28 protein-coding genes, 4 tRNA genes and 1 pseudogene are annotated in these 21,846 nt (G+C 68.3%); 26 read left to right on the top strand and 7 right to left on the bottom strand.

Annotation, left to right across the window (positions count from 1 at the left end):
• The 5 genes and pseudogenes from VF330_RS14870 to VF330_RS14850 all read left to right on the top strand — a co-directional run.
• Nucleotides 1-249, top strand: a 249-nt coding sequence (locus VF330_RS14870; RefSeq protein ID WP_330852166.1) for an HNH endonuclease, incomplete at its 5' end; no start/stop codon positions are given.
• A gap of 49 nt (nt 250-298) precedes the next feature.
• Nucleotides 299-676: a hypothetical protein gene (locus tag VF330_RS14865; RefSeq protein ID WP_330852165.1), complete on the top strand. Its 378-nt coding sequence runs from the start codon at nt 299-301 to the stop codon at nt 674-676.
• A gap of 23 nt (nt 677-699) precedes the next feature.
• Entirely contained in the window at nt 700-1,080 is a 381-nt protein-coding gene (locus VF330_RS14860) for a hypothetical protein (RefSeq protein ID WP_330852164.1), read from the top strand.
• 904 nt (nt 1,081-1,984) lie between these two features.
• Nucleotides 1,985-2,335 (top strand): annotated as a pseudogene (locus VF330_RS42065) (transglycosylase SLT domain-containing protein); the annotation flags it as partial.
• A 142-nt stretch (nt 2,336-2,477) separates the two neighbouring features.
• Entirely contained in the window at nt 2,478-2,627 is a 150-nt protein-coding gene (locus VF330_RS14850; RefSeq protein ID WP_330852162.1) for a hypothetical protein, read from the top strand.
• 40 nt (nt 2,628-2,667) lie between these two features.
• On the opposite strand, the gene VF330_RS14845 is transcribed toward VF330_RS14850, so the two are convergent.
• Nucleotides 2,668-3,699 carry a LysR family transcriptional regulator gene (locus tag VF330_RS14845; protein WP_330852161.1) on the bottom strand — a complete coding sequence of 344 codons (1,032 nt, stop codon included), beginning with the start codon at nt 3,697-3,699 and terminating at the stop codon, nt 2,668-2,670.
• Between the two features lie 225 nt (nt 3,700-3,924).
• Here VF330_RS14845 and VF330_RS14840 point away from each other — a divergent pair, with 225 nt between their 5' ends.
• The 4 genes from VF330_RS14840 to htpX are packed head-to-tail and all read left to right on the top strand — an operon-like array spanning nt 3,925 to nt 6,215.
• Nucleotides 3,925-4,335, top strand: a complete 411-nt coding sequence (locus tag VF330_RS14840; protein ID WP_330852160.1) for an NADH-quinone oxidoreductase subunit NuoB — start codon at nt 3,925-3,927, stop codon at nt 4,333-4,335.
• Entirely contained in the window at nt 4,332-4,868 is a 537-nt protein-coding gene (locus VF330_RS14835) for an NADH-quinone oxidoreductase subunit C (protein ID WP_330852159.1), read from the top strand. The genes VF330_RS14840 and VF330_RS14835 overlap by 4 nt, the downstream gene beginning before the upstream one ends.
• A complete protein-coding gene (locus VF330_RS14830; RefSeq protein WP_330852158.1) occupies nt 4,865-5,329 on the top strand; it encodes a 4Fe-4S binding protein in 465 nt (154 codons plus the stop codon). Before VF330_RS14835 ends, VF330_RS14830 begins: the two co-directional genes overlap by 4 nt.
• Nucleotides 5,330-5,348: 19 nt before the next feature.
• On the top strand, nt 5,349-6,215 hold the full coding sequence (gene htpX, locus VF330_RS14825; protein WP_330852157.1) for a zinc metalloprotease HtpX: 867 nt from the start codon (nt 5,349-5,351) through the stop codon (nt 6,213-6,215).
• Here htpX and rfbA read toward each other — a convergent pair.
• Complete coding sequence (rfbA, locus tag VF330_RS14820; RefSeq protein ID WP_330852156.1) at nt 6,212-7,084, bottom strand: glucose-1-phosphate thymidylyltransferase RfbA; 873 nt, start codon at nt 7,082-7,084, stop codon at nt 6,212-6,214. The genes htpX and rfbA overlap by 4 nt on opposite strands.
• On the bottom strand, nt 7,081-7,572 hold the full coding sequence (locus VF330_RS14815; RefSeq protein ID WP_330852155.1) for a YajQ family cyclic di-GMP-binding protein: 492 nt from the start codon (nt 7,570-7,572) through the stop codon (nt 7,081-7,083). The genes rfbA and VF330_RS14815 overlap by 4 nt, the downstream gene beginning before the upstream one ends.
• 119 nt (nt 7,573-7,691) lie before the next feature.
• Here VF330_RS14815 and VF330_RS14810 point away from each other — a divergent pair.
• A tRNA-Tyr gene (locus VF330_RS14810) sits at nt 7,692-7,772 on the top strand.
• Nucleotides 7,773-7,851: 79 nt separating this feature from the next.
• Nucleotides 7,852-8,529, top strand: coding sequence for a protein phosphatase 2C domain-containing protein (locus VF330_RS14805; RefSeq protein ID WP_330852154.1), 678 nt, complete (start codon nt 7,852-7,854; stop codon nt 8,527-8,529).
• Nucleotides 8,530-8,534: 5 nt separating this feature from the next.
• Here VF330_RS14805 and VF330_RS14800 read toward each other — a convergent pair whose 3' ends face one another.
• The gene (locus VF330_RS14800; protein ID WP_330852153.1) at nt 8,535-8,888 is read right to left on the bottom strand and encodes a helix-turn-helix domain-containing protein; all 354 of its coding nucleotides are present in this window, start codon (nt 8,886-8,888) and stop codon (nt 8,535-8,537) included.
• An 83-nt stretch (nt 8,889-8,971) separates the two neighbouring features.
• Between VF330_RS14800 and VF330_RS14795 the strand changes: the two genes are divergently transcribed.
• On the top strand, nt 8,972-9,796 hold the full coding sequence (locus VF330_RS14795; RefSeq protein WP_330852152.1) for an NAD(P)-dependent oxidoreductase: 825 nt from the start codon (nt 8,972-8,974) through the stop codon (nt 9,794-9,796).
• Complete coding sequence (locus VF330_RS14790) at nt 9,793-10,527, top strand: SDR family NAD(P)-dependent oxidoreductase (protein WP_330852151.1); 735 nt, start codon at nt 9,793-9,795, stop codon at nt 10,525-10,527. Before VF330_RS14795 ends, VF330_RS14790 begins: the two co-directional genes overlap by 4 nt.
• A 201-nt stretch (nt 10,528-10,728) precedes the next feature.
• Here VF330_RS14790 and VF330_RS14785 read toward each other — a convergent pair whose 3' ends face one another.
• Both VF330_RS14785 and VF330_RS14780 read right to left on the bottom strand, forming a co-directional pair.
• Nucleotides 10,729-10,938 carry a hypothetical protein gene (locus VF330_RS14785; RefSeq protein ID WP_330852150.1) on the bottom strand — a complete coding sequence of 70 codons (210 nt, stop codon included), beginning with the start codon at nt 10,936-10,938 and terminating at the stop codon, nt 10,729-10,731.
• A gap of 140 nt (nt 10,939-11,078) precedes the next feature.
• On the bottom strand, nt 11,079-11,897 hold the full coding sequence (locus VF330_RS14780; RefSeq protein ID WP_330852149.1) for a GNAT family N-acetyltransferase: 819 nt from the start codon (nt 11,895-11,897) through the stop codon (nt 11,079-11,081).
• A gap of 720 nt (nt 11,898-12,617) precedes the next feature.
• Between VF330_RS14780 and VF330_RS14775 the strand changes: the two genes are divergently transcribed.
• From VF330_RS14775 to rplA, 11 genes are all read left to right on the top strand, one after another.
• Nucleotides 12,618-15,224, top strand: coding sequence for a putative bifunctional diguanylate cyclase/phosphodiesterase (locus VF330_RS14775; RefSeq protein ID WP_330852148.1), 2,607 nt, complete (start codon nt 12,618-12,620; stop codon nt 15,222-15,224).
• Nucleotides 15,225-15,299: 75 nt separating this feature from the next.
• A tRNA-Thr gene (locus VF330_RS14770) sits at nt 15,300-15,375 on the top strand.
• 43 nt (nt 15,376-15,418) lie between these two features.
• A tRNA-Met gene (locus tag VF330_RS14765) sits at nt 15,419-15,491 on the top strand.
• A gap of 167 nt (nt 15,492-15,658) precedes the next feature.
• A complete protein-coding gene (gene rpmG, locus VF330_RS14760) occupies nt 15,659-15,823 on the top strand; it encodes a 50S ribosomal protein L33 (protein ID WP_325510362.1) in 165 nt (54 codons plus the stop codon).
• A 68-nt stretch (nt 15,824-15,891) separates the two neighbouring features.
• A complete protein-coding gene (locus VF330_RS14755; RefSeq protein ID WP_330852147.1) occupies nt 15,892-16,341 on the top strand; it encodes a MaoC family dehydratase N-terminal domain-containing protein in 450 nt (149 codons plus the stop codon).
• The gene (locus VF330_RS14750; RefSeq protein WP_330852146.1) at nt 16,338-16,745 is read left to right on the top strand and encodes a MaoC/PaaZ C-terminal domain-containing protein; all 408 of its coding nucleotides are present in this window, start codon (nt 16,338-16,340) and stop codon (nt 16,743-16,745) included. The genes VF330_RS14755 and VF330_RS14750 overlap by 4 nt, the downstream gene beginning before the upstream one ends.
• A 237-nt stretch (nt 16,746-16,982) precedes the next feature.
• Nucleotides 16,983-17,055 (top strand) — tRNA-Trp (locus VF330_RS14745).
• Between the two features lie 34 nt (nt 17,056-17,089).
• Entirely contained in the window at nt 17,090-17,503 is a 414-nt protein-coding gene (gene secE, locus VF330_RS14740) for a preprotein translocase subunit SecE (RefSeq protein ID WP_266043541.1), read from the top strand.
• A gap of 40 nt (nt 17,504-17,543) precedes the next feature.
• The gene (gene nusG, locus VF330_RS14735; protein WP_330852145.1) at nt 17,544-18,362 is read left to right on the top strand and encodes a transcription termination/antitermination protein NusG; all 819 of its coding nucleotides are present in this window, start codon (nt 17,544-17,546) and stop codon (nt 18,360-18,362) included.
• 87 nt (nt 18,363-18,449) lie between these two features.
• Nucleotides 18,450-18,884, top strand: a complete 435-nt coding sequence (gene rplK, locus VF330_RS14730; RefSeq protein WP_053733180.1) for a 50S ribosomal protein L11 — start codon at nt 18,450-18,452, stop codon at nt 18,882-18,884.
• Nucleotides 18,885-18,965: 81 nt separating this feature from the next.
• Nucleotides 18,966-19,676: a 50S ribosomal protein L1 gene (gene rplA / locus VF330_RS14725; protein WP_045309758.1), complete on the top strand. Its 711-nt coding sequence runs from the start codon at nt 18,966-18,968 to the stop codon at nt 19,674-19,676.
• A 78-nt stretch (nt 19,677-19,754) separates the two neighbouring features.
• On the opposite strand, the gene VF330_RS14720 is transcribed toward rplA, so the two are convergent.
• The gene (locus tag VF330_RS14720) at nt 19,755-20,495 is read right to left on the bottom strand and encodes a hypothetical protein (protein WP_330852144.1); all 741 of its coding nucleotides are present in this window, start codon (nt 20,493-20,495) and stop codon (nt 19,755-19,757) included.
• 246 nt (nt 20,496-20,741) lie between these two features.
• On the opposite strand from VF330_RS14720, the gene rplJ reads away from it, so the two are divergent.
• A complete protein-coding gene (gene rplJ, locus VF330_RS14715; protein ID WP_330852143.1) occupies nt 20,742-21,296 on the top strand; it encodes a 50S ribosomal protein L10 in 555 nt (184 codons plus the stop codon).
• 56 nt (nt 21,297-21,352) lie between these two features.
• Entirely contained in the window at nt 21,353-21,742 is a 390-nt protein-coding gene (gene rplL / locus VF330_RS14710; RefSeq protein ID WP_330852142.1) for a 50S ribosomal protein L7/L12, read from the top strand.
• Nucleotides 21,743-21,846: the final 104 nt, after the last annotated feature.

Genomic DNA, 21,846 nt, shown 5'->3' with positions numbered 1-21,846 from the left:
GATCTCGCCTGTGAGGTGTGCGGCTTCGACTTCGAAAGCTTCTACGGCGAGCGGGGCAAGGGCTTCGCCGAGGTGCACCACGCCGTGCCGTTGCACGTGACCGGCCCGACGACCACGAAGCTGGACGACCTGGTCGTGCTGTGCTCGAACTGCCACCGCATGATCCACCGCGGCAAGAACTGGATGACACCCGACGAGCTGCGCCACGCGGTCAGCCCATCTGCAGCGCCTGCTTCGCGCACCGCATAGACGCGTGTTCCAGCTGTCGGTCTTATCCCCAAGGGCTAGCCTCCGGCGGATGCCCGACATCCTCGTCATCGGCTTCGACCCGCACTCCATCCCCGGCTTCGACCCCGCCCCCGTGGCGGCCGGCATCGAGCAGGGCAGCCGGGCCTTCGCCGAGCTGGGCCTCGCCGAGGACCTCTTCCTCATCGACTTCGCCGAGCTCGACGGCGGCGCTCAGGCCAAGCTCGTGGAACGCCTCCAAGGCAAGCGGTACGACTGCGTCGTGGTGGGCGGCGGCATCCGGAAGGGGCCGGGGCTGCTCGAGCTCTTCCAGGTCGTCGTCAACCTCGTGCACTGGCATCAGCCGGACGCCGCGCTGGCGTTCAACGACAGTCCCGGCGACAGCTCGGACTGGGCGCTCAAGGCGTTGGAGCAGCGCCGAAATCGCTAGCGCGGGCAACTAGCGTCGTACAGGTGCCCCACGTTCTCCTCATCGGCTTCGCCCCCGGCTCCATCCCCGGCTTCGAACCCGGAGCCGTCGCCGCGAGCCTCGATGCGGGCAGCGAGCGGTTCGCGGAGCTTGGCATGGCCGAGGACCGGTGCCTGCTCGACTTCGCCCGTCCGGACACCGGCACGGTTCTCAAGTGCCTCCAGGACAAGCAGTACGACTGCGTCGTGGTCGGGGGAGGCATCCGCAAGCCCGCGGAGATGCTCGACCTCTTCCAGGCCGTCGTGAACCTCGTCCACTGGCACCAGCCGCAGGCCGCCATCGCGTTCAACTCCGGTCCGACCGACAGCGCGGACTGGGCGCGCAGGGCGCTGGAGCAGAAAGCGGTAACCCACAAAGTCGGGTGAACCGGAGAGGCACTCTCTCCGTACACCTCATCAGACTCCGAACAAACACTGTCCAGCGATCAAGTCCCCGCAGGTCAGCGCCCCACACCCCATCCCGACTACCAAGCGTGACAGCATCCCTCGATCGCGTGGTCGTAGAACCGAACCCCGACGAGAGCCGAACTGACAGACAGCTCCGCCAGTCCGTCGAAAACCAACGACGTACTACAACGAAAAGCGAGCTACTCGCTGACTGTCTGTTAGGGAGGCGTCTCCAGGACCCTCGAAAACGTGACGAGAGTCACCCGGCGGGCCCTCAAGCTTGCCCGGACTCGTGACGCGAGGTTACGTTCTCGCCCGCCGATAACGGTTTGGTCACCGGCAGGACAAGGAACCGCAGCTCGTAGGGTCCTAGGTTTCGCCCGGAATCCCCCGCCGGGAGAGTCCGGTGGCCAAGCTCCCCGACGCAGGAGGCTCCCCCTTGGCCCGGCACAGCAAGGCCGCCGGCCGCACCGTGTACACGGTCGTGCCCAACGCAGAACTGAAGATCGGTGCGCACCGTGCCGAGGACGACAAGGTTCCGCTCGCCCACCGCGTGAGCGCCATCGTCGTCGCCGCGGGAGTCGCCGCCGGCACCGCCGCCATCGCCAACGCCGCCACCAGCGGCAGCGCCACCGAGCTGGCCGCGGGTGCCGCCGAGCTGGGGGCCCTGCCCGACCAGCAGGTCAAGACCATCCAGACCGTGCACGACGTCAACCCGGGCAACCAGGTCGGGCGGCTCCTGCAGTTCCAGCAGATGTACGCGCAGCAGACGTTCGAGCAGGCGACGAAGCTCGCCGCGGACGCCCACGCCCAGCGTGAAGCAGCCGCCAAGGCCGAGGCCGAGCGTCAGATCGAGATGCGCAAGCCGGCCAAGCAGCGCGAGGTCGAGGGCTGGATCAAGGAAGCCATCAAGGTCCTGCAGGCCAACGGCACGGCCATCGACAACGGCAGCGTCGACGAGATCTACACGATCATCATGAAGGAGTCGAACGGCAACCCCAACGCCGTCAACAACTGGGACTCCAACGCCATGCGCGGCACGCCGTCCAAGGGCCTCATGCAGTGCATCGACCCGACGTTCCGCGCCTACAAGCTGCCGGGGTACGACAACATCCTGGCGCCGGTCGACAACATCATCGCGGGTGTCCGCTACACCTACGCGCGCTACGGCGGCTTCCACAACCACCCCGGTCTCGTCAACATGAACCTGGGCGGCGGCTACCTGGGGTACTGAGCACTTCGCCGTGCCGGAGTGCGCGGACCGCGTCCGCGAGCGATGCTGTCAACCAGGTTCACCCACAAGTATGGCGGCCCTAGCGGGCACACGCCCGGTAGTGCTCCCATCGAAGCGATTTCCCGAACGCAGGGAGTGGCCGATGAACGAGCAACAGGCACGCGACGACGAGCTGGCGAAGATCCGCTCGGAGGCGACGAGCTGGCTGGCCAAGATGGCCAAGGCCCAGCAGCGTCCACGAGTCGAACCACGCAGGCCTGAGCACGACGCCATGACACCCGCGCAGAAGTAGGGCCGCAGGACCAGTACCGCTCCGAGCAGAGGCGCTCCGGCTACGGCCGGGGCGCTTCTGCTTTGAAGGCCGCCCACAGCAAGTTGAGCGGATGATCGGCCGGGTGCTTCGCCAGTTCATCCGTTCGGGCGAAAACGCCCACAAGCCGCTCCAGCGAGTCATCTGCGAGCTCGACGACGCGGAGGCCCCCGCCCTCCCGGAGCTCGTTGTTCGACGCCACCACGCCCAAGCCAGACGTCACGATCATGGCCCCCTGGACGAGGTTCGAGCGCAGCAGCGAGATGCCGTACTGGATCTCGTCGATCTCGGCCGCGATGTCGATGCTCTGCCGGTAGTCCGGCCCGAACCACCCGCGCAGGAACTCCGCGATCAGCCCCGCCCCCGGCACCACCAACGGCACCGAACGCAGCTGCGGCACGCGCACGCGGTCGCCGACGACCGAGGTGGGCAGGTTCGTCAGCAATGCCAGTCCGCCGCGCCGCCACTCGATCACGTCGAACTCGGGCCGCTCCCAGCCCGCGCCGGAGTGCGTCACGACGCTGCCGCAGACGACGTCGACCTCCCGCGTCTCCAGCTTCGTCCAGATGTCCTTGGTGCGGATGTGCACGACCTTGAGGTCCACGTCGCGCTCGCGGAACTCGTCGGACACGTGGTGCCACGCCTTCGCGAGCGTGTCCAGCATGTATCGCGTGGTGCCGACGGTGACGGTCGTGCCGAGCTTGCGGCGGCACTCGTGAATTCCGTCGAGCCACTCCGCGAGCGTCTGCCGGGCCAATTCGACGAGCGACTCACCAGTGGGCGTGAACAGCACGTCTTTTCCGCGACCCTGCTTCACCACGAGCGGTTCGCCGCACAGTTGCAGGAAGTTCCTGTTCAGCGTGTCCAGCTGCTTCTGCACGCTCGACTGCTCGCGTCCCAGCGTGCGGGCGGCGCGCAGGGCCGAACGGGTCTCGTGAACGGTCAACAGCGTCCTGAGCTGGTCCATCGTGGTATCCAGGAGAGCGCCGGGCATGTTCAGCAGGCGGTGCAGCGAGGTGCTCGTGGGAAGCACCAACCGGGACGAGCCGGACATCAGGACCCTCTCTGATGATCTACCGATCAGTTGAACTGAACTTGACCGCATTTCGCAGCCAAGTTTTCTGAAGATGCTCTCGGGAAATCGCTGGACACTTTTCGTGCGGTGTACAAAACTATCCGCGGCAACCACGCGTGGGAGCCGATTCCGGGGGGAATCATTGGGGGGTGGGGGTCCGCCAGGCGCAAGCCGGCGGGCCCCCAAGTATTACCCTCAGCCGTTGTGACGGCTTCCGCTCGCCTGGAATGGGGCACCACCTACCAGGTCACCGTGCTCGAACTCGGACTCGCCTGCTGCGGAGTCGAAGTGATGGCAGCTCTCGACCGCCTCCCCGACCTCGGCGTCACGCCGGTCGACGGCGCCGGCGAGGCGCACGTCCTCGTCGTCTCCGGCACCGTCACGGACGTCATGTTGCCCGCTGTCCTCCGCACTTTCGAGGCCATGCCCGAACCCCGCTACGTGATCTCCGTGGGCGCCTGCAGCAACACCGGCGGCCCCTACTGGGATTCCTACAGCGTCACCAAGGGCATCGACCAGGCCCTGCCGATCCACGTCGCCGTCCCCGGCTGCCCGCCGCGCCCCGAGGCGCTGCTCGAAGGCCTCACAGCGCTTCACGGCCTGGTGAACGCGTGACCACGACCCCCAAGACCGCCTTCGGTCAGACCGTCCACCACGTGGAGCTCGCCGGCTGGCTCACGGCCGCGACCGAGCTCCACGCCGGCGGCTGCACGATGTTCGACTGGCTCGGCGTCGAGGACGCGGGCAGGCCCGGCGCCTTCGGGCAGCGTCACGCCGTCTTCCTGCACGTCATCGACCCGCGGACGCGCGAGGGCGCGATGCTGCGCACCGAACTGGGCCAGGACGACGCGCTGCCGAGCGTCGCGGGCCTGTGGAAGGGCGCGCGGTGGCACGAGCGCGAGGCCGCGGAGATGTTCGGGATCGGCGTGGACGACGAGCCGGAGCACCTGCTGCTGCCGGACAGCTTCCAGGGCCACCCGCTGCGCAAGGACTTCGTGCTGGCCTCCCGCGTCGTGCGTCCCTGGCCGGGCCGTCTCGAAGCCGGCGAGGACAACACCAGCGCCCCGAGCCGCCGCCGCACCGCACCGCCCGGAGTGCCGGACCCGTCGTGGGGCCCGCGCCGCGAGACCGAGGAGCCGCAGCCGTGACCGCGCCCGAGAACAACCTGCCGCCGCGCACGAGGGGCGTCATCGCGCTGCTGGACGCCAACTGCACGGTCTGCATGATCTGCGCCCGCGAGTGTCCCGACTGGTGCATCCACATCACCAGCCACACCGAGGTCGAGCAGCAGCCCGGCAGCGCCCGCCCGCGCAGCCGCAACGTGCTCGACCGGTTCGCGATCGACTACGGCCAGTGTCTCTACTGCGGCATCTGCGTCGAGGTCTGCCCGTTCGACGCCCTGCACTGGGCGCCGGAGTTCGGCTATCCGGGAACGGGCTCGATCGAGGGCGACGGCGCCGTCGCGGAGCTCGTCCACGAACGGGACGTCCTCGCCACGTGGGTGGAGAAGGTGCCGCCACCGCCGCCGCTCGACCCGGCCGCCGAGGCCGCGCCGGAGACGGCGACAGGAACTGGCAGGCGCCCCGGATCGTTGAGGGGTAGGACGTAGCAGACCCGGAGGCGTAACCGTGCACAAGCACTTCAACGGGTTGAAGACGGCCGTGCTGCTCGGCGGGATGAGCGCGCTGATCGTGTTGGTCAGCAGCCTGTTCGGTCGCACCGCACTGGTCATCGGCCTGGTGTTGGCCTTGGGCGTGAACGCCTACGCGTACTTCAACTCGGACAAGCTCGCGCTGCGGGTGATGCGGGCGCGGCCCGTGTCGCAGGTGGAGCAACCCGTGCTGTTCGCGATCGTGCGGGAGCTGTCGCAGAAGGCGCGCCAGCCCATGCCGAGGCTGTACCTGAGCCCCACGGTCGCCCCGAACGCGTTCGCGACGGGCCGCAACCCGCGCAACGCCGCCGTGTGCTGCACCACGGGCATCCTGGAGCTCCTGGACGAACGGGAGCTGCGCGCCGTCCTCGGCCACGAGCTCGCGCACGTCTACAACCGCGACATCCTGATCAGCTGCGTGGCCGGCGCACTGGCCGGCGTGATCACCATGCTCGCGAACCTCGCGCTGCTGGCCGGCATCTTCGGCGGCGACGGTGACGACGACGGCCCCGGCCCGCTCGGCCTGTTGCTGATCGCACTGCTCGGCCCGGTCGCCGCGACGGTGGTGCGCCTGGCCGTGAGCCGGTCGCGCGAGTTCCAGGCGGACCAGTCCGGCGCGGAGCTCACCGGCGACCCGCTCGCGCTGGCGAACGCGCTGCGCAAGATCGAGCTGGGGACGCGGGCGGCGCCGCTCGCACCGGAGCCGGAGGTGGTGTCGCAGAGCCACCTGATGATCGCGAACCCGTTCCGCTCCGGGGAGCAGTTCGCGCGGTGGTTCTCGACCCACCCGCCGATCGCCGACCGCGTCCGCAGGCTCGAGGAGATGGCGCGCAAGGCCGGTTAACGGCCCGCCTGCGCCACCGCCATGAGGTACTCGCCGTACCCAGACTTGCCGAGCTTCTCGCCGAGCGCGTAGCACTCCTGCGCGGAGATGAAGCCCATGCGCAGCGCGATCTCCTCGGGACACGCGATGCGCACGCCGGTCCGGTGCTCCAGCACCTGCACGAACTGCCCGGCCTCGAGCAGCGAGTCGTGCGTGCCGGTGTCGAGCCACGCGAACCCGCGGCTCAGGTCCACCAGCTGCGCCCGCCCCTCGCGCAGGTACGCGAGGTTGACGTCGGTGATCTCCAGCTCGCCGCGCGGCGACGGCTTGAGGTTGCGGGAGATGTCCACCACACCGTTGTCGTAGAAGTAGAGCCCGGTGATCGCCCGGTTCGACTTCGGCTTCGAGGGCTTCTCCTCGATGGACAGCAGCTTCCCGGTCGAGTCGACCTCGCCCACGCCGTACCGCTCGGGGTCCTTCACCTGGTACCCGAACAGCACGCAGCCGTCCAAAGAGGACGCGTGCTGCTGCAGCGTGGACGAGAAGCCCTGGCCGTAGAAGATGTTGTCGCCCAGCACGAGTGCCACGTCGTCGTCCCCGACGAAGTCAGCGCCGATGATGAACGCCTCCGCCAGCCCGTTGGGCGCGGCCTGCTCCTCGTAGGAGAAGGCCATGCCCCACTGGGAACCGTCGCCGAGCAGCCGCCGGAACAGCGGCAGGTCGGTGGGCGTCGAGATGATCAGCACTTCCCGGATGCCGGCCAGCATGAGCACCGACAGCGGGTAGTAGATCATCGGCTTGTCGAACACCGGCAGGAGCTGCTTGGAGACGGCCTGCGTGATCGGGTGCAGGCGCGTCCCGCTGCCACCGGCGAGGACGATGCCCTTCACCGGTAGTTGGTGAACTGGAGGGCGATCCCGAAGTCCGAGCCCTTCAGCAGTGCGATGACGTCCTGCAGGTGGTCCTTCTTCTTGCCGGACACCCGCAGCTGGTCACCCTGGATCTGCGCCTGCACGCCCTTGGGCGCCTCGTCGCGGATCTTCTTGGCTATCTCCTTGGCCTTCTCGGAGGTGATGCCCTGCACGAGGTTCCCGGTGACCTTGAACACCTTCCCGGAGATCGCGGGCTCGCCCACCTCGAACGCCTTCATCGAGATGTTGCGCTTGACCAGCTTCTCCTGGAAGACGTCGATCGCAGCCTTGCAGCGCTCCTCGGTCTCGGAGGTGAAGGTGATCGCCTCCTCGCCGGCCCAGGCCACCGCGGTGTTGGTGCCCCGGAAGTCGAAGCGCGTGCTCAGCTCCTTGGCCGCCTGGTTGAGCGCGTTGTCGACCTCCTGCCGGTCCACCTTGCTCACCACGTCGAACGACGGGTCCGCCACGACTTCACTCCTCAACGATCTCGGGGTCACAGCCTGCGTCGATGCTACTGGGGTACCCCGATTTGGGGCCTCCCGAAGGGGTTATGTATTGTTCCGCCTGCACCGTTACGGCGGTGTGGGGCGGGTTGCCCGAGCGGCCAATGGGAGCGGACTGTAAATCCGTCGCGAAAGCTACAGAGGTTCGAATCCTCTACCCGCCACGCGAGACCGATGGGCCTCTGACCGGACAGGTCAGAGGCCCATCGTCGTACGTCGGCTGTTGTTGCGGAGGGGATCTCAGTGCGCACGCAGATGGCAACCGAGGCGGGACGCTCGACCGCGCCCAGCGAGGACCGCGCGCTCGTCGGTCCCACCCTGCTCGCCGTGCTCGACGGCGTCACGGCCAAGCCGGAGAACGGGTGTGCGCACGGGGTCGGGTGGTTCGCCGACCAGCTGGCCGCGGAGCTGCTGCGGTTCGCGCACCTCGGGCCCGCTCCCGCGCTGGTGGAGGCCATCCGGCAGACCCGTGAGCTGCACGGCGGCGGGTGCGACGTCGATCATCCGGACAGTCCCAGTGCGACGGTCGGGCTCGTGCAGGTCAAGGACGACGTGCTGCGGTACCTGGTGCTCGGGGACGCGACCGTGGTGGTCGACACCAAGCAGGAGTTGCACGTCGTGAGCGACACGCGGACCTACCGCACGGCCGGCGCGGATCCCGCCGATGTCGAGCACGCGCTCACCGGTGAGATTCCGTTGTCCGACGTCCGGCGGGTCGCGATCCTGTCTGATGGCGCGGCACGGGCCGTGGATCTGTTCAACCTCTTCGACTGGCGTCAGGCTCTCGAACTGATGGCGGCCAACGGGCCGGATGATCTGATCCACAAAATGCGCGCCGTCGAAAAGGAAGACGCCAAGGCCGTGGAATGGCCGCGGGCGAAGGTTTCCGACGACGCGACTGTCGTTTATCTCGAGCGGTAACCGCTCTAGTGCCGCGGCGCGGGTTCGACGCCGCGGCGGCGGGCGATGGAGGGCATGTTCTCCTCGCCCCAGTCGCCCAGCGGCAGCAGCGCCTCGTTCAGGCGGTGTCCCAGCGGGGTGAGGGAGTACTCGACGCGCGGCGGGACCTCGTGGAACACCTCTCGGTGCACGATCTCGTCCGCCTCCATCTCGCGCAGCACCTGGATCAGCATCTTCTCGCTGATGCCGGACACCCCGCGGCGCAGTTCGCCGGTGCGCACCGGGCCGTGGTGCAGGGCCCACAGGATCAGCGCCTTCCAGCGTCCACCGATCACGTCGATCGCCGCGTCGAGGCCGCACGCGTACTGCCGTGGCTTCATCCAGGTTCCTTACCGAAAAGTGGGTACCTGACAAAATAGTAGGTACTTGTCGCGATGACAGTGGCCGAACCAGCATTGCCGGCATGGGGACCAAGAAATCCGTGAGCGTGCTCGGCCTCGGCCGGATGGGCAGCGCGCTCGCCACCGCCCTCGTGGAACAGGGCCATGAAGTGACTGTGTGGAACCGGTCGGACAAGCCGGTACCGGTGAACACGACCAGGGCAACTCTCGAAGAATCCTTCCGAAGCGACGTCGTCGTCACCTGTCTGTCCACTTACGACGTTCAGCGACCGTTGCTCGGGAACGGCGACGGCATCAAGACCCTCGTCAACCTCACGTCCGGCACGCCGGAGCAGGCCAGGGCCACCGCGCGGTGGGCGGCCGCCAACGGCGTCGAGTACGTCGACGGCGTGATCATGGCCGTGCCGCAGCAGATCGGCACGGCGCAGGCGCGGATCCTGTTCAGCGGCAGCGCGAACCACCACGTGCTGGGGGCGTTCGGCGAACCCGTGTACCTCGGCGAGGACGCCGGGCTCGCCGCGCTGTACGACCTGGCGCTGCTCGGCATCATGTGGTCGACCTTCGGCGGCTACCTGCAGGCCCTCGCGCTCGTCGGCAGCGCGGGCATCACGCCGCGGCAGTTCACGCCGCTCGCCACCGACTGGCTCTCCGTCGTCACCACCTTCCTGCCCGGGATGGGGGAGGAGACGCACAGCAGGAGCTACGAGACCGACGTGTCGGCGCTGGACATCAACGTGTCCGGGCTGCGCCTGCTCGCCGAGGCCGGCGCCGAACAAGGCCTCGACACCACCCTTCCGCAGGCCCTGCACGACCTGTTCGAACGCGCCCAGCGCATCGGCCACGGCGCGCACGGCATCGCGAGCGTCATCGAGGAGATCCGGAAGTGAAGTACGCGGGGAAGAAGGCTGTCGTCACCGGCGGCACGCACGGCATGGGCCGCGCGACGGTCGAGGCACTTGTCGCGAACGGCGTCGAGGTGCTGCTGACCGGCCGCACGACCGAGAAGGCCGAAGGCCTCGAAGCGCACGCCGTCGCGTCGGACGCGGCCGATCTCGGTGACATCGCCGGCCTCGAAACCGAGGTGCGGCAACGACTCGGCGAGATCGACCTGCTCTTCGTCAACGTCGGGTTCTCCACCCTCACGCCGTTCGCGCAGGCCACCGAGGCCGACTACGACCGCACGTTCGACGTGAACACCAAGGGTGCGTTCTTCGCCGCCCAGCGCCTGGCGCCGCTCATCAGGCGAGGCGGCTCGATCGTGTTCACCACGAGCGTCGCCACGGTCCTCGGCTCGCCCGGCCTGAGCGTCTACGCGGGCGCCAAGGCCGCGGTCAGGGCGTTCGCACGGGGGCTCGCGGCCGAGCTGGCGCCGCGGGACGTCCGGGTCAACGTGGTCAGCCCCGGCTTCATCGACACGCCGTCGATGGGCGTCACGGGCGTGCCGCGGGAGGTGCTCGACGAGTTCAAGGAGCACGGCGACCGCGTCACGCCCCTCAGGCGCCACGGCACGATGGACGAGGTCGCGAACGCCGTGCTGTTCCTGGCGTTCGAGGCCACCTTCACCACCGGCGCGGAGCTCGCCGTCGACGGCGGCCTCGGCCAGGGGATCAGCGCCTAGGAGAAATCTGCGGACAACCTGTCACATCTTCGTCGTTCGCCCGGCTCAACGTCGGCTCGCAGCGGAAGGTATCCGCCTGGGACAGTCCCGGAGAAAGAAGAGACCGGCGCGCAAGAGCTTCCTCTCTCTTGCGTGCCGGTCTCAGCGCGCAGCATACCCCATGTCGAACAAATGTTCGATCATCGAGCAGGCGACGCGCCGTCAGATCGCGGCGAGCGCGGCCCTGCCGTCGTCGGTCAGTTCGGCGCCGACGCGGTGGCCGAAGCTGGTCGGCCGCGCGGGGCGCAGCAGGCCCGCGTGCACGAGGTCGTGCGCCGCCATCTGGTCGCAGCACGGCAGTCCGTCGACGTAGAGCTCGGGCTCGACACCACCCGTCACCTCGGCACGGCCCGCCGCGACAGCTCGCAGCATCGACCTCGCTCTTCCGCTCAGCTCCATCTCGACCCCCCGGTGTGGTGTCCGCATCCGCTTACCCCTTTGTCGAAATAGAGGCCGGATTCGTTCCACAAGTACGGAGCCGTTCTGGTTCTTCGCTTGTGTGAACGGGGAGATCATGTCTCATTAGGCCGTTCGGGCAGCGTTGACACGCCGGGGGACGAGCGCAGAGCCGGGCGGCGCGCCCACACCGTCCACCTCGGACGGTAGCCGTGCGAGTACCAGAACGGCGTCGAACGCGGGTTCGGCAGCGCGTGGTGCAGCAGCATCGCCGCCACGCCCGCGCGGTCCAGGACGTCGTGGGCGAACGCCGTGAGAGCGCTGCCGGCGCCCGTGCCCCGCGCGTCCGGCCGGACGCCGAGGTGGCCGAGGTAGGCGAACGGCCGCGCCGACGCGAACCGGTCCATCCACCCCGCGTCCTGCGGCAGGTCGACGTAGATCATGCCGATCGGCGTGTCGTCGCGGACCGCGAGCCACATCGCCTCGTGGTCGCGGTCGAGCACCTCGGCGAGCGCGGTCCGCAGGTGCTCCGCGGTGTTCGGGCGTTCGGTGACCATGCCGAACGCCGAGTCGTACCGGACCGTGTGCAGGTTCAGCCCGACGACGACGTCGAGGTCGGCACGCGTCGCCGGGCTGACGACCACCTCGGCCGGCCGTGCGGGCGAGGGCGTCCCCGCGAGACGCTCCGCGATCACGGTGAGGGGCGCGAAGCCCCGGTGGACCAACGGCAACGTCTCGGAGACCTCGTGGCTGGGCAGCGTCACGATCGCCGCGGTGTCGGGGTCGCCGGGACCCGTCAGCCGGGTCTCCCACTCGTCGAGCAGCGCGGGCAGGTCGCAGCCCGGCCGCCAGGTCAGTCTGTGCGTGCGCAGCGGTCCCCAGGTCGCCCCCAGCGAATCCGGATCCGTCTCTGCGAAGGAAAAGATCTCGGTCACGCACCATCCGACCACGGCAGGGCCGGTCTTCGCCGGGAAGCGTGTGAAGAGGGGTTCACCACGCGTAATGGCGTCCTCACATGCACGAACGACGATGTATGCGGCCGAGTGGACCTCCCCGCGGACCCGTGAGAGTTGACTGACCCGCCAATCGGACTAGCGGAAGCGCTGCCACATGCGACGATCAAGGCGACGACACGGGTCGCCGCGCCTTTCCGAACGAGTCGGAGGGCGCCGCGGAGGTCCGTTCTCTGCGACTCGGCGTCCAAGGACTGACACAAATCCGGTCACGCGGAGTGACCGCCGTGGCGGTCGGAGACGGCGAAGCGGACATCGTGCGCCGCTGCTTCCGCCCGTCCTCCTGCGCCCCGGAAGGCTTCGTCACCGGTTCGGCCCACTGCACGCCCGCGTCCTCCCGGGTGCCTGGGCTCCACCGCGCTGACCTGCTCGCGGAGGAACGGCACCGCGGGGCGGGCTGACGCGTGCGACCCCGGCCCAAGATCGCGTACGGCTCTCGGGGCGGCCCGTGGCGGCGCTCCACGGGCGCCTCAGCGCCTAGCCACGTCTGGGTGAATCGACGTCACCAAGGGTGCTCGACCTGCCATTTTGTCCCCCGAGCGGGGTACATTGGTGCCCCTGGAGGGGTCCTGATCGCCAAGTGCGGGACCCCTCAGTCACGCCTAGAGGTACCCCCTTCACCCAGGCCGACGAGGAGGCTGGATGTCCGACCGAGCGTCGGCCCCCGTGTCGGACTCGGCCGTCTCGTCGGCCAAGTCGACCAACCGCGCGTTCAGCACGTTCGCCGTCACCCTCCTGGTGGCCGGCGTCGTCTGCGCGGGCGTGGTCGCGGCCTGGCTGCCGGAGCGGGAGAACACCTCCCTCTTCTGGATCGGCCCGCTGCTCGTCGTCGGCTTCCTGCTGGCCGAGCAGCTCGCGATCAACGTCGACGTCCGCAGCGGCGTCGCCTGGACGATCTCCTTCACCGAGATCCCGCTGGTCCTCGGCCTGCTGGTGGCACCGTTCGAGATAGTGCTCGCCGCGCACGTCGTCGCGGGTGTGGGCACGTTGCTCGGCAGGCGGATCCTCGACCGCGCCGTCTACAACGCGGGCCTGATGTTCATGGAGATCTCCGTGGCGTTCGCCGCCGCGGAGGCCGTGAACCGGATGATCGGCGCCGGCGGCCCGTTCTGGGCGGGAGCCTTCGTCGGAACGATCACCGTGCCGATGCTCGCGAGCGTGCTGGGCCTCTGCGCGCTGCGGCTCATGGGCAAGTCGATGCGCGTCGGCAACAGCCTGCGCCTCGTCCTGCAGACGCTGGTCGTCGCGCTGCTGAACACCTCGATCGGCCTCGTCGGCTACCAGATCGTCGCCACCACCGAGTGGGGCGTCGTCCTCGTCCTCCTGGTGCTCGCGGGCATCGTGGCCACCTATCTCGCCTACTCCGGGCTGCTGCGCGAACAGCGCGACCTGGAGGCGTTGAGCGAGGTCAGCCTCCGCGTCGCGAGGTCGGGCCAGCACGGCACCGGCCCGCGCCAGGCCGACGACGACCTGACCACGGGCGTCGAAGAGGACGAGTGGCAGCAGATCGCGGAACGCATCCGCGAGCAGCTCAACGCCAACCGGGTCGTGCTGCGCCTGCGCACCGACCCGCAGGAAGCCATGATCACCCTCGTCGCCGGCGAACCGCTGCCGGAGGAGATGACCGCGACGGACCCCCGTGCCGTGCGCGAGGACCCCGTCCTGCAGCTGCCGGGCACGCACGTCCGCTACTACCGGGTCGCCGACGCCACCGAGGACGTCACCGAGGCGCTGCTGCGCCGCGACGCGCAGGAGGCGCTGGTCGTCCCGTTGCGCGGCGCGACCCAGCTGCTCGGCGCCGTCGAGGCCCACGACCGGCTCTCCCGCTGGCGCGGCTTCGGCAAGGCCGACATCCAGCTGCTGCGCACGCTGGCCTCGCACCTCGCGACGGCCGTCGACAACCGGCGCCTGCTCGCACGACTGCGCCACGACGCCTACCACGACCCGTTGACCGGCCTGCTGAACCGCGCGGGCCTGCGCGAAGCGTGCGCGGAGCCGTTGCGCGACTCCCAGCGGGGAGTGGTGCTGCGCATCGACCTCGACGTCCTGTCCACCGTCTCCGACGCGCTCGGCCAGGCCTGGGGCAACCGGATGGTCGTCGCGGCTGGCCGCCGCCTGCGCGACGCGCTCGGCGCCGACGTGCCGCTGGCCCGGCTGGAGGGCGGCGCGTTCGCCGCGTTCCTCGACGACTCGCGCTCCGGTGAGGCGCACGAGATCGCGGACCGCCTGCGCGCCGGGCTCTCCGTGCCGTACCCCGTCGACCGGCTCACCGTCGAGGCCTCCGCGGTCGTCGGCTACGCCTCGAAGGCCGACTCCGAGACCGAGGACCCGGACCCGGACGTGTTGCTGCAACGCGCGGACGTCGCCGTGCGCGCGACGACCGAGGGCAACCCGGTGAAGGCCTACGCGCCGTCGATGGGCCACCTGTTCCTGCGGCGCTTCCAGCTCGTGACGCAGTTCCGCCAGGCCGTCGAGACCGGGCAGATCTCCGTGCACTACCAGCCGAAGGTCGCCCTGCCGTCCCGCCAGGTCGTGGGCGCGGAGGCGCTGGTGCGCTGGACGCACCCGGAGTTCGGCCGCGTCGACCCGGACGAGTTCGTGCCGGCCGTCGAGGCCACCGGGCTCGTGGACGTGCTGACGGACTTCGTGATGGACCGGTCCCTGGAACGCGTGCGGCGCTGGCTCGACCGCGGGCTGCGGATGTCCATCGCGGTGAACCTGTCCGTGCGGACGCTGGGCGACGAGGACTTCCCGAACCGAGTGGAGGCCGCTCTACGGCGCCACGACGTGCCGTCGGGGCTGTTGACCTTCGAGCTCACCGAGTCGGGCGTGATGGCCGATCCCGAACGCGCACTGCCGGTGCTGCGGCGCCTGCACGCGATCGGCGTCGTGCTGGCGGTCGACGACTTCGGCACGGGCTACTCGTCGCTGGCGTACCTGCGCCAGCTGCCGGTCGACGAGGTCAAGATCGACAAGTCGTTCGTGCTCGGGATGGGCACGGACCTCGGCGACATGGCGGTGGTCCGGTCGATCGTGGAGCTCGGGCACTCGCTCGGACTCGTCGTGGTCGCGGAGGGCGTGGAGGACGACGCCGCGCGCGACCAGCTCGTCGGCATGGGCTGCGACGTGGCGCAGGGGTACCTGATCTCCCGGCCGCTGTCCGAAGATCGCTTCGAGGCGTGGCTGCGGGCGCGAACGGTGCAGGTCAGGGGTGCTCGCGATGAGACCGTGCTCACCTTGGTCCACTAGAGGGACCCCCGGATTTCGTTCTTGGTAGACCCGTGTTGTAGAGTTCTCCACAGCTCAGCAAGAACGAAAGAGCAAGCCCCTTTAGCTCAGTCGGCAGAGCGTCTCCATGGTAAGGAGAAGGTCTACGGTTCGATTCCGTAAAGGGGCTCCACTACTGGCCGCAGTGCTGAGCGCTGCGGCTTGTAGTTGTGTAAAGCGGTGTAGCTCAGTTGGTAGAGCAAGCGGCTCATAATCGCTGTGTCGCCGGTTCAAGTCCGGCCACCGCTACGCGAGTGGGTGGGGTCTGTCGGCGGAAAGCGCCGACCTTCCTCGCTCCGCATGATTTTGGGGGCCAAGCCCCCACACCCCCGGGCAGCGACGTTGCCCGCCCCGCCAGACGGTAAGCCCGTGCTGGGTCTTACGGGGTCCGGAGAGCTCTCAGGAAGGCAAGGACCGTGGCTGCAACCGACGTACGCCCCAAGATCACCCTCGCGTGCGAGGAGTGCAAGCACCGGAACTACATCACCAGGAAGAACCGGCGCAACGACCCGGACCGCCTGGAGATGAAGAAGTTCTGCCCGAACTGCAAGACGCACCGCTCGCACAAGGAAACCCGCTGAGCGCGTAGCAGCTTCGACGAGGCCCGTCCCATCCGTGGGGCGGGCCTCGTCGCATATAGGCTCACTCGGTGCCTCTCGACCCCAGTTTCACCGGACGCAGCTATCCGCCGTCGCAGCCGTACGACGTGAGCCGCGAGAAGATCCGCGAGTTCGCCGACGCCATCGGCGCGACCAGCCCGGCCTACCGCGACGCCGAAGCGGCGAAGGCGTTGGGGCACAGGGACGTCATCGCCCCGCCCACGTTCGCGATCGTCGTGTCGATGAAGACGAACGAGACGGTCATGTTCGACCCGGAGCTGGAGCTCGACTACAGCCGCGTCGTGCACGGCGACCAGAACTTCACCCACCACCGGCCCATCACCGCGGGCGACCAGCTCGTGAGCGTGGCGCACATCGACGCCATCACGTCCCGCATGGGCAACGACATGGTGACCGTGCGGACGGAGATCAGCACGGTCGACGGCGAGCTCGTCGCCGTCGCCAAGTCGATGCTCGTCGTGAGGGGAGAAGGCGCGTGAGCCACGAGGTTGGCACCGAGCTGCCGGCGCTGTCCGTCCGGCTCAAGCGCGACGACCTGGTCCGCTACGCGGGCGCGTCGCTGGACTTCAACCCCATCCACTGGAACGAGAAGACCGCGAAGGACGTCGGCCTGCCGGACGTCATCGCGCACGGCATGCTCACCATGGCCGTGGCGTCGCGGATCGTCGCCGAGTGGATCGGCGACCCCGGCGCGATCGTCGAGTACGGCTGCCGCTTCGGCCGGCCGGTCGTGGTGCCCAACGACGACGAGGGCGCGCTGGTCGAGGTCACCGCGAAGGTCACCAAGGACTTCGGGGACGGAACTGTGAAGGTCAACATCACCGCGGCTTTTGAGGGCAAGTCGGTGTTGACAGGCGCTTTCGCCCGCGTGCGGGTCAGCTGATCTTGTGATCAAGAACACCACCGGGTCATCCGGTCCGGTGGTGTTTGCCGTGCTCACGACAGATTCGGCGCCTCCGGGGGCCGCAGTTGCACGACCCTGATTCGTGTTCTCCGCTGTCGTGTGGGTAGGCTGTGCGACAGGCCGCTCGATAAGTGCTTGAGCGGTCTGGTTGGAATGGACGGGACAGCCTCCCGTACACTTCCTGCTTGGCCAGGGGATCCCGATGCGGGATCTCAAAGGGGTGTAGCTCAACTGGCAGAGCAGCGGTCTCCAAAACCGCAGGTTGCAGGTTCAAGTCCTGTCGCCCCTGCTGTCGAAGCGTCATGGGTGGAGTGGAGGACGGCATGAGCGAGGGCCGCGAGCAGGACCAGCCGGAGGAGCGCGAAGGCGCTGTCCGGCCGTCCACTGCTGCGGCGCGACGTGAACGTCGTGCCTCCTCTCGCCCGGCCGCCCGCAAGGACGGCAGCAGCGCTGAGTCGAAGAAGAGCGTCGCCAAGTCCGACTCGTCGGACGAGGACGCGAAGAAGGGTCGCCCGACCAAGACCCGTGAAGGACAGGAGAAGCGTCCCTCGCTGATCGGGCGGTTCTTCCGCTACATCCGCGAGGTCATCGGCGAACTCCGCAAGGTGATCTGGCCGACGCGCAAGCAGCTCGTCACCTACACGGGCGTTGTCCTCGTGTTCGTGGTGTTCATGGTTGCGCTGGTGTGGGCTCTCGACCTCGGCTTCGGCGCGGCTGTTTTCGAGTTGTTCGGCTGAGCCGGACAGCTGCCGCTGCAACCAGGAAGCGAGATCCACAGTGAGCTCCGACAACGGCGTTGACGCCCAGGAGAAGACCGACCTCATCGACGACGAGGTGTCCGAGGACATCGCGGCCGACGAGACGGTCGAGTCGGAGGCTGTGGACTCCGAAGACGCCGACGAGTCCGGTGACACCGAGACCGGCGACGCCGAGTCGGACGAGGACGTCGACGTCCTCGCCCTCGACGAGACGCCGATCGACGAGGAGATCGCCGACCCCGCCGAAGAGCTGCGACAGGCCCTGCGCCACGCGCCCGGCGACTGGTACGTCGTGCACTCCTACGCCGGCTACGAGAACAAGGTCAAGGCGAACCTCGAGACTCGTATCCACACGCTCGACATGGAGGACTACATCTTCCAGGTCGAGGTGCCGACCGAAGAGGTCACCGAGATCAAGAACGGCCAGCGCAAGCTGGTGCAGCGCAAGGTGCTGCCCGGCTACATCCTGGTCCGCATGGAGCTCACCGACGCGTCCTGGAGCGCCGTCCGCAACACGCCGGGCGTGACCGGGTTCGTCGGAGCCACCTCCAAGCCCTCGCCGCTCACCATCGACGAGGTGCTGAAGTTCCTGCTCCCGCAGGGTGAGCAGAAGCCCGCCGAGGGCAAGAAGGCCGCTTCTACGGCCGCGCCGAAGCCGACCATCGAGGTCGACTTCGAGGTCGGCGAGTCGGTCACCGTCATGGACGGTCCGTTCGCCACGCTGCCCGCCACGATCAGCGAGGTCAACGCGGACGGCCAGAAGCTGAAGGTCCTGGTGTCGATCTTCGGCCGGGAGACGCCGGTCGAGCTGTCGTTCAGCCAGGTCTCCAAGATCTGAGCGGTTCCCTCTCGCGAGGGGACCGGTCGGCCACGCTGCGGCTGGCAGGGCCGCGCGCGGACACCGCAATAACAGGAAGTACGGACAATGCCACCCAAGAAGAAGAAGCTGTCAGCGATCATCAAGCTGCAGATCAAGGCTGGTGCCGCCAACCCGGCGCCGCCCGTCGGTCCCGCGCTTGGTCAGCACGGCGTCAACATCATGGAGTTCTGCAAGGCCTACAACGCCGCGACCGAGTCGCAGCGCGGTCAGGTCGTGCCGGTCGAGATCTCGGTCTACGAGGACCGCTCGTTCGACTTCAAGCTGAAGACCCCGCCGGCCGCGCGCCTCATCCTCGCCGCCGCCGGTGTGGACAAGGGATCGGGCGAGCCCCACCGCCTCAAGGTCGCCAAGGTGACCATGGAGCAGGTGCGCCAGATCGCGCAGACCAAGATGGTCGACCTGAACGCGAACGACATCGACCAGGCCGCGAAGATCATCGCCGGCACCGCCCGTTCCATGGGCATCACGGTCGAAGGCTGATCGCACCCTCTTTCTGGCAAGCGTGGGAGAGCCGAGCGCGGCTCATTCACCACGAACTGATCCACGGTAAGGACAGAGTTTATGAAGCGCAGCAAGGCCTACAAGGCCGCCGCCGAGCTGGTGGACCGGGAGCGGCTGTACTCGCCGCTGGAGGCCGCCAAGCTCGCCAAGGAAACGTCCAAGGTGAAGCTGGACTCGACCGTCGAGGTCGCGATTCGCCTCGGCGTCGACCCTCGCAAGGCCGACCAGATGGTCCGCGGCACCGTGAACCTGCCGCACGGTACGGGCAAGACCGCCCGCGTGATCGTCTTCGCAACCGGTGACAAGGCCGCCGAGGCCGAGGCCGCCGGTGCGGACGCCGTCGGCTCCGAGGACCTGATCGAGCGCATCCAGGGTGGCTGGCTCGACTTCGACGCCGCGATCGCCACCCCCGACCAGATGGCCAAGGTCGGTCGCATCGCCCGCATCCTGGGCCCGCGTGGCCTGATGCCGAACCCCAAGACCGGCACCGTGACCCCCGAGGTCACCAAGGCCGTCAACGACATCAAGGGCGGAAAGATCAACTTCCGCGTTGACAAGCAGGCCAACCTGCACTTCGTCATCGGCAAGGTGTCGTTCGACCCCGAGAAGCTGGTCGAGAACTACGCGGCCGCGCTGGACGAGGTGCTCCGCGCCAAGCCGTCCGCGGCCAAGGGCCGGTACGTCAAGAAGGTCACCGTCTCCACGACGATGGGCCCTGGCATCCCGGTTGACCCGAACCGCACCCGTAACCTGCTGGTGGACGAGGCCTGAGTTCTCGTTTGATTTGCGGAAGGCCCCCGGTTCGCCGGGGGCCTTCTTGTTGTTGGCCTGGTGTGCCGTTGGTCGTGGTCAGCTGCAGGTGTTCTTCGACCAGTCGGTGATCACCCAGCCCGAGTTGACCTTCTCCACCACGAACTGACCCAGGCGTGGGCCGCCTTCCACGGTGAGGGCGCAGGAGTCGATGGTGACCTTCGTGGAGGTCGGCGTCTTCAGCATGTCCGGCGGGAACATGACCTGCTGGTACTTGTCCACACTGGTCACCTGGGTCTTGAGGGTTTTGACCGCGGCTGCGCAATCGCTTGCGCCGTAGGCGTTCGCGAACTTCTGGCGGGTGTCGTCGCGTAGGAAGAGTGTGCAGGCGCGGGTCGTGTCTGCGAACGAGACGTGTTTGTAGAACATGCCGACCGTGCCTTGCAGGCCGGCCGGGGCGGAGAGGCCTTGGGCCGGGCCCGTCACGCCGCCGCTGTCCTGGGCGATGTCGCCGGGGTCGTCGGAGCCGAAGAAGTGGTTGTAGGCCCAGATCGCCGAGATCAGGACGACGAGGAACGTCAGCACGCGCCAGAAGACCGGGCTCAGGAGCACGATCAGCCACCACGCCCGGCCGGTGCGCTGGGACTTCGGGGCCTGGGGGGCCTGGCCCGTTGCTTCCTGGTAGCGCTGGAACTCCTGGAAGCGTTGGAACTCCTGGAACTGCCTCAGCTGCTCCGGGTCCATCGGCGGCTGGTGGGGTGGTGGGACGTCCTTGTCCATCCGCACGGCCGGAGGCTGCGGCTGGCGGGGCGCGAGGTCCTTGCCGGGCTCGTCGGTCACACGTCACATCATGCCGATTTGGATGGCCGCTACACAGTCGGCTAGTCTTTTCGTGGTTCTACCGAAGACCGCAGGTTTTCTCCGCGAGGAGAACGAAGGCCCCGTTGCAACACGGGCGGCCCGCGCAGGGAGGACGAGGCTCTAGCTCTTCATGACGCCCCGTGCTGCTTGTGCGCGTGGGCGTTTCTGTTGTTTCGGGACCTTCTCCAGGCCGGCGGTCTAACCCAGCCCAGAGAGGAGGCGATCATGGCGAAGCCCAGCAAGGTTACGGCGGTCGCTGAGCTCGCGGACCAGTTCCGCACCAGCTCGGCAGCGGTTGTCACCGAGTACCGTGGCCTCTCCATGGCGCAGCTCACCACGCTGCGTCGCGCTCTCGGCGCGGGCACCAAGTACACCGTCGCGAAGAACACGCTGGTCAAGCTGGCCGCTGCGGACGCCGGAGTCGAGGGCCTCGAGGCTCTCCTGTCCGGTCCGACCGCCATCGCGTTCGTCGAGGGCGAGCCCGTCGACGCCGCCAAGGCGATCCGCGACTTCGCGAAGGACAACAAGGCCCTGGTCATCAAGGGCGGCTACATGGATGGCCGCCCGCTCTCGGTCGAAGAGGTCACCGCCATCGCGGACCTCGAGACCCGTGAGGTGCTGCTCGCGAAGCTCGCGGGCGCGATGAAGGGCAACCTGGCCAAGGCCGCGGGTCTGTTCAACGCCCCGGCTTCCCAGGTCGCTCGCCTGGCTGCTGCCCTGCAGGAGAAGAAGGCCGCCGCGGCTCCCGCCGCCGAGGCCGACGCTCCCGCCGAAAGCTGATCACCCGAAGACACGCCCGGCGCTTTCGCGCGGGAGATTAGAAAGGACCGCCGATCATGGCGAAGCTCAGCACCGAAGAGCTGCTCGACGCGTTCAAGGAGATGACCCTCCTCGAGCTGTCGGAGTTCGTGAAGCAGTTCGAAGAGACCTTCGAGGTCACCGCCGCGGCTCCGGTCGCCGTTGCCGCCGCTGCCGGCCCCGCCGCGGGTGGCGCGGACGAGGCCGAGGAGCAGAGCGAGTTCAACGTCGTTCTTGAGTCGGCCGGCGACAAGAAGATCCAGGTCATCAAGGTCGTCCGCGAGGTCGTCTCGGGCCTGGGCCTGAAGGAGGCCAAGGAGCTGGTCGAGTCCGCTCCGAAGGCGATCCTCGAGGGCGTGGCGAAGGACGTCGCCGACGCCGCCAAGGAGAAGCTCGAGGCTGCCGGCGCCAAGATCACCGTCAAGTGATCTCAGCCCCCTCGGGGGCTGGCGTTCTGCCTTGCAGTGCCTGAGACGGGCGCTCATCCCCATTGGGATGGGCGCCCGTTTCGCGTTTCCGGGCGAGTGTCAGT

Origin of the sequence: Lentzea sp., assembly GCF_036380075.1 — a bacterium.
GTDB lineage: Bacteria > Actinomycetota > Actinomycetes > Mycobacteriales > Pseudonocardiaceae > Lentzea.
This window is presented reverse-complemented; position numbering and strand designations above follow the sequence as displayed.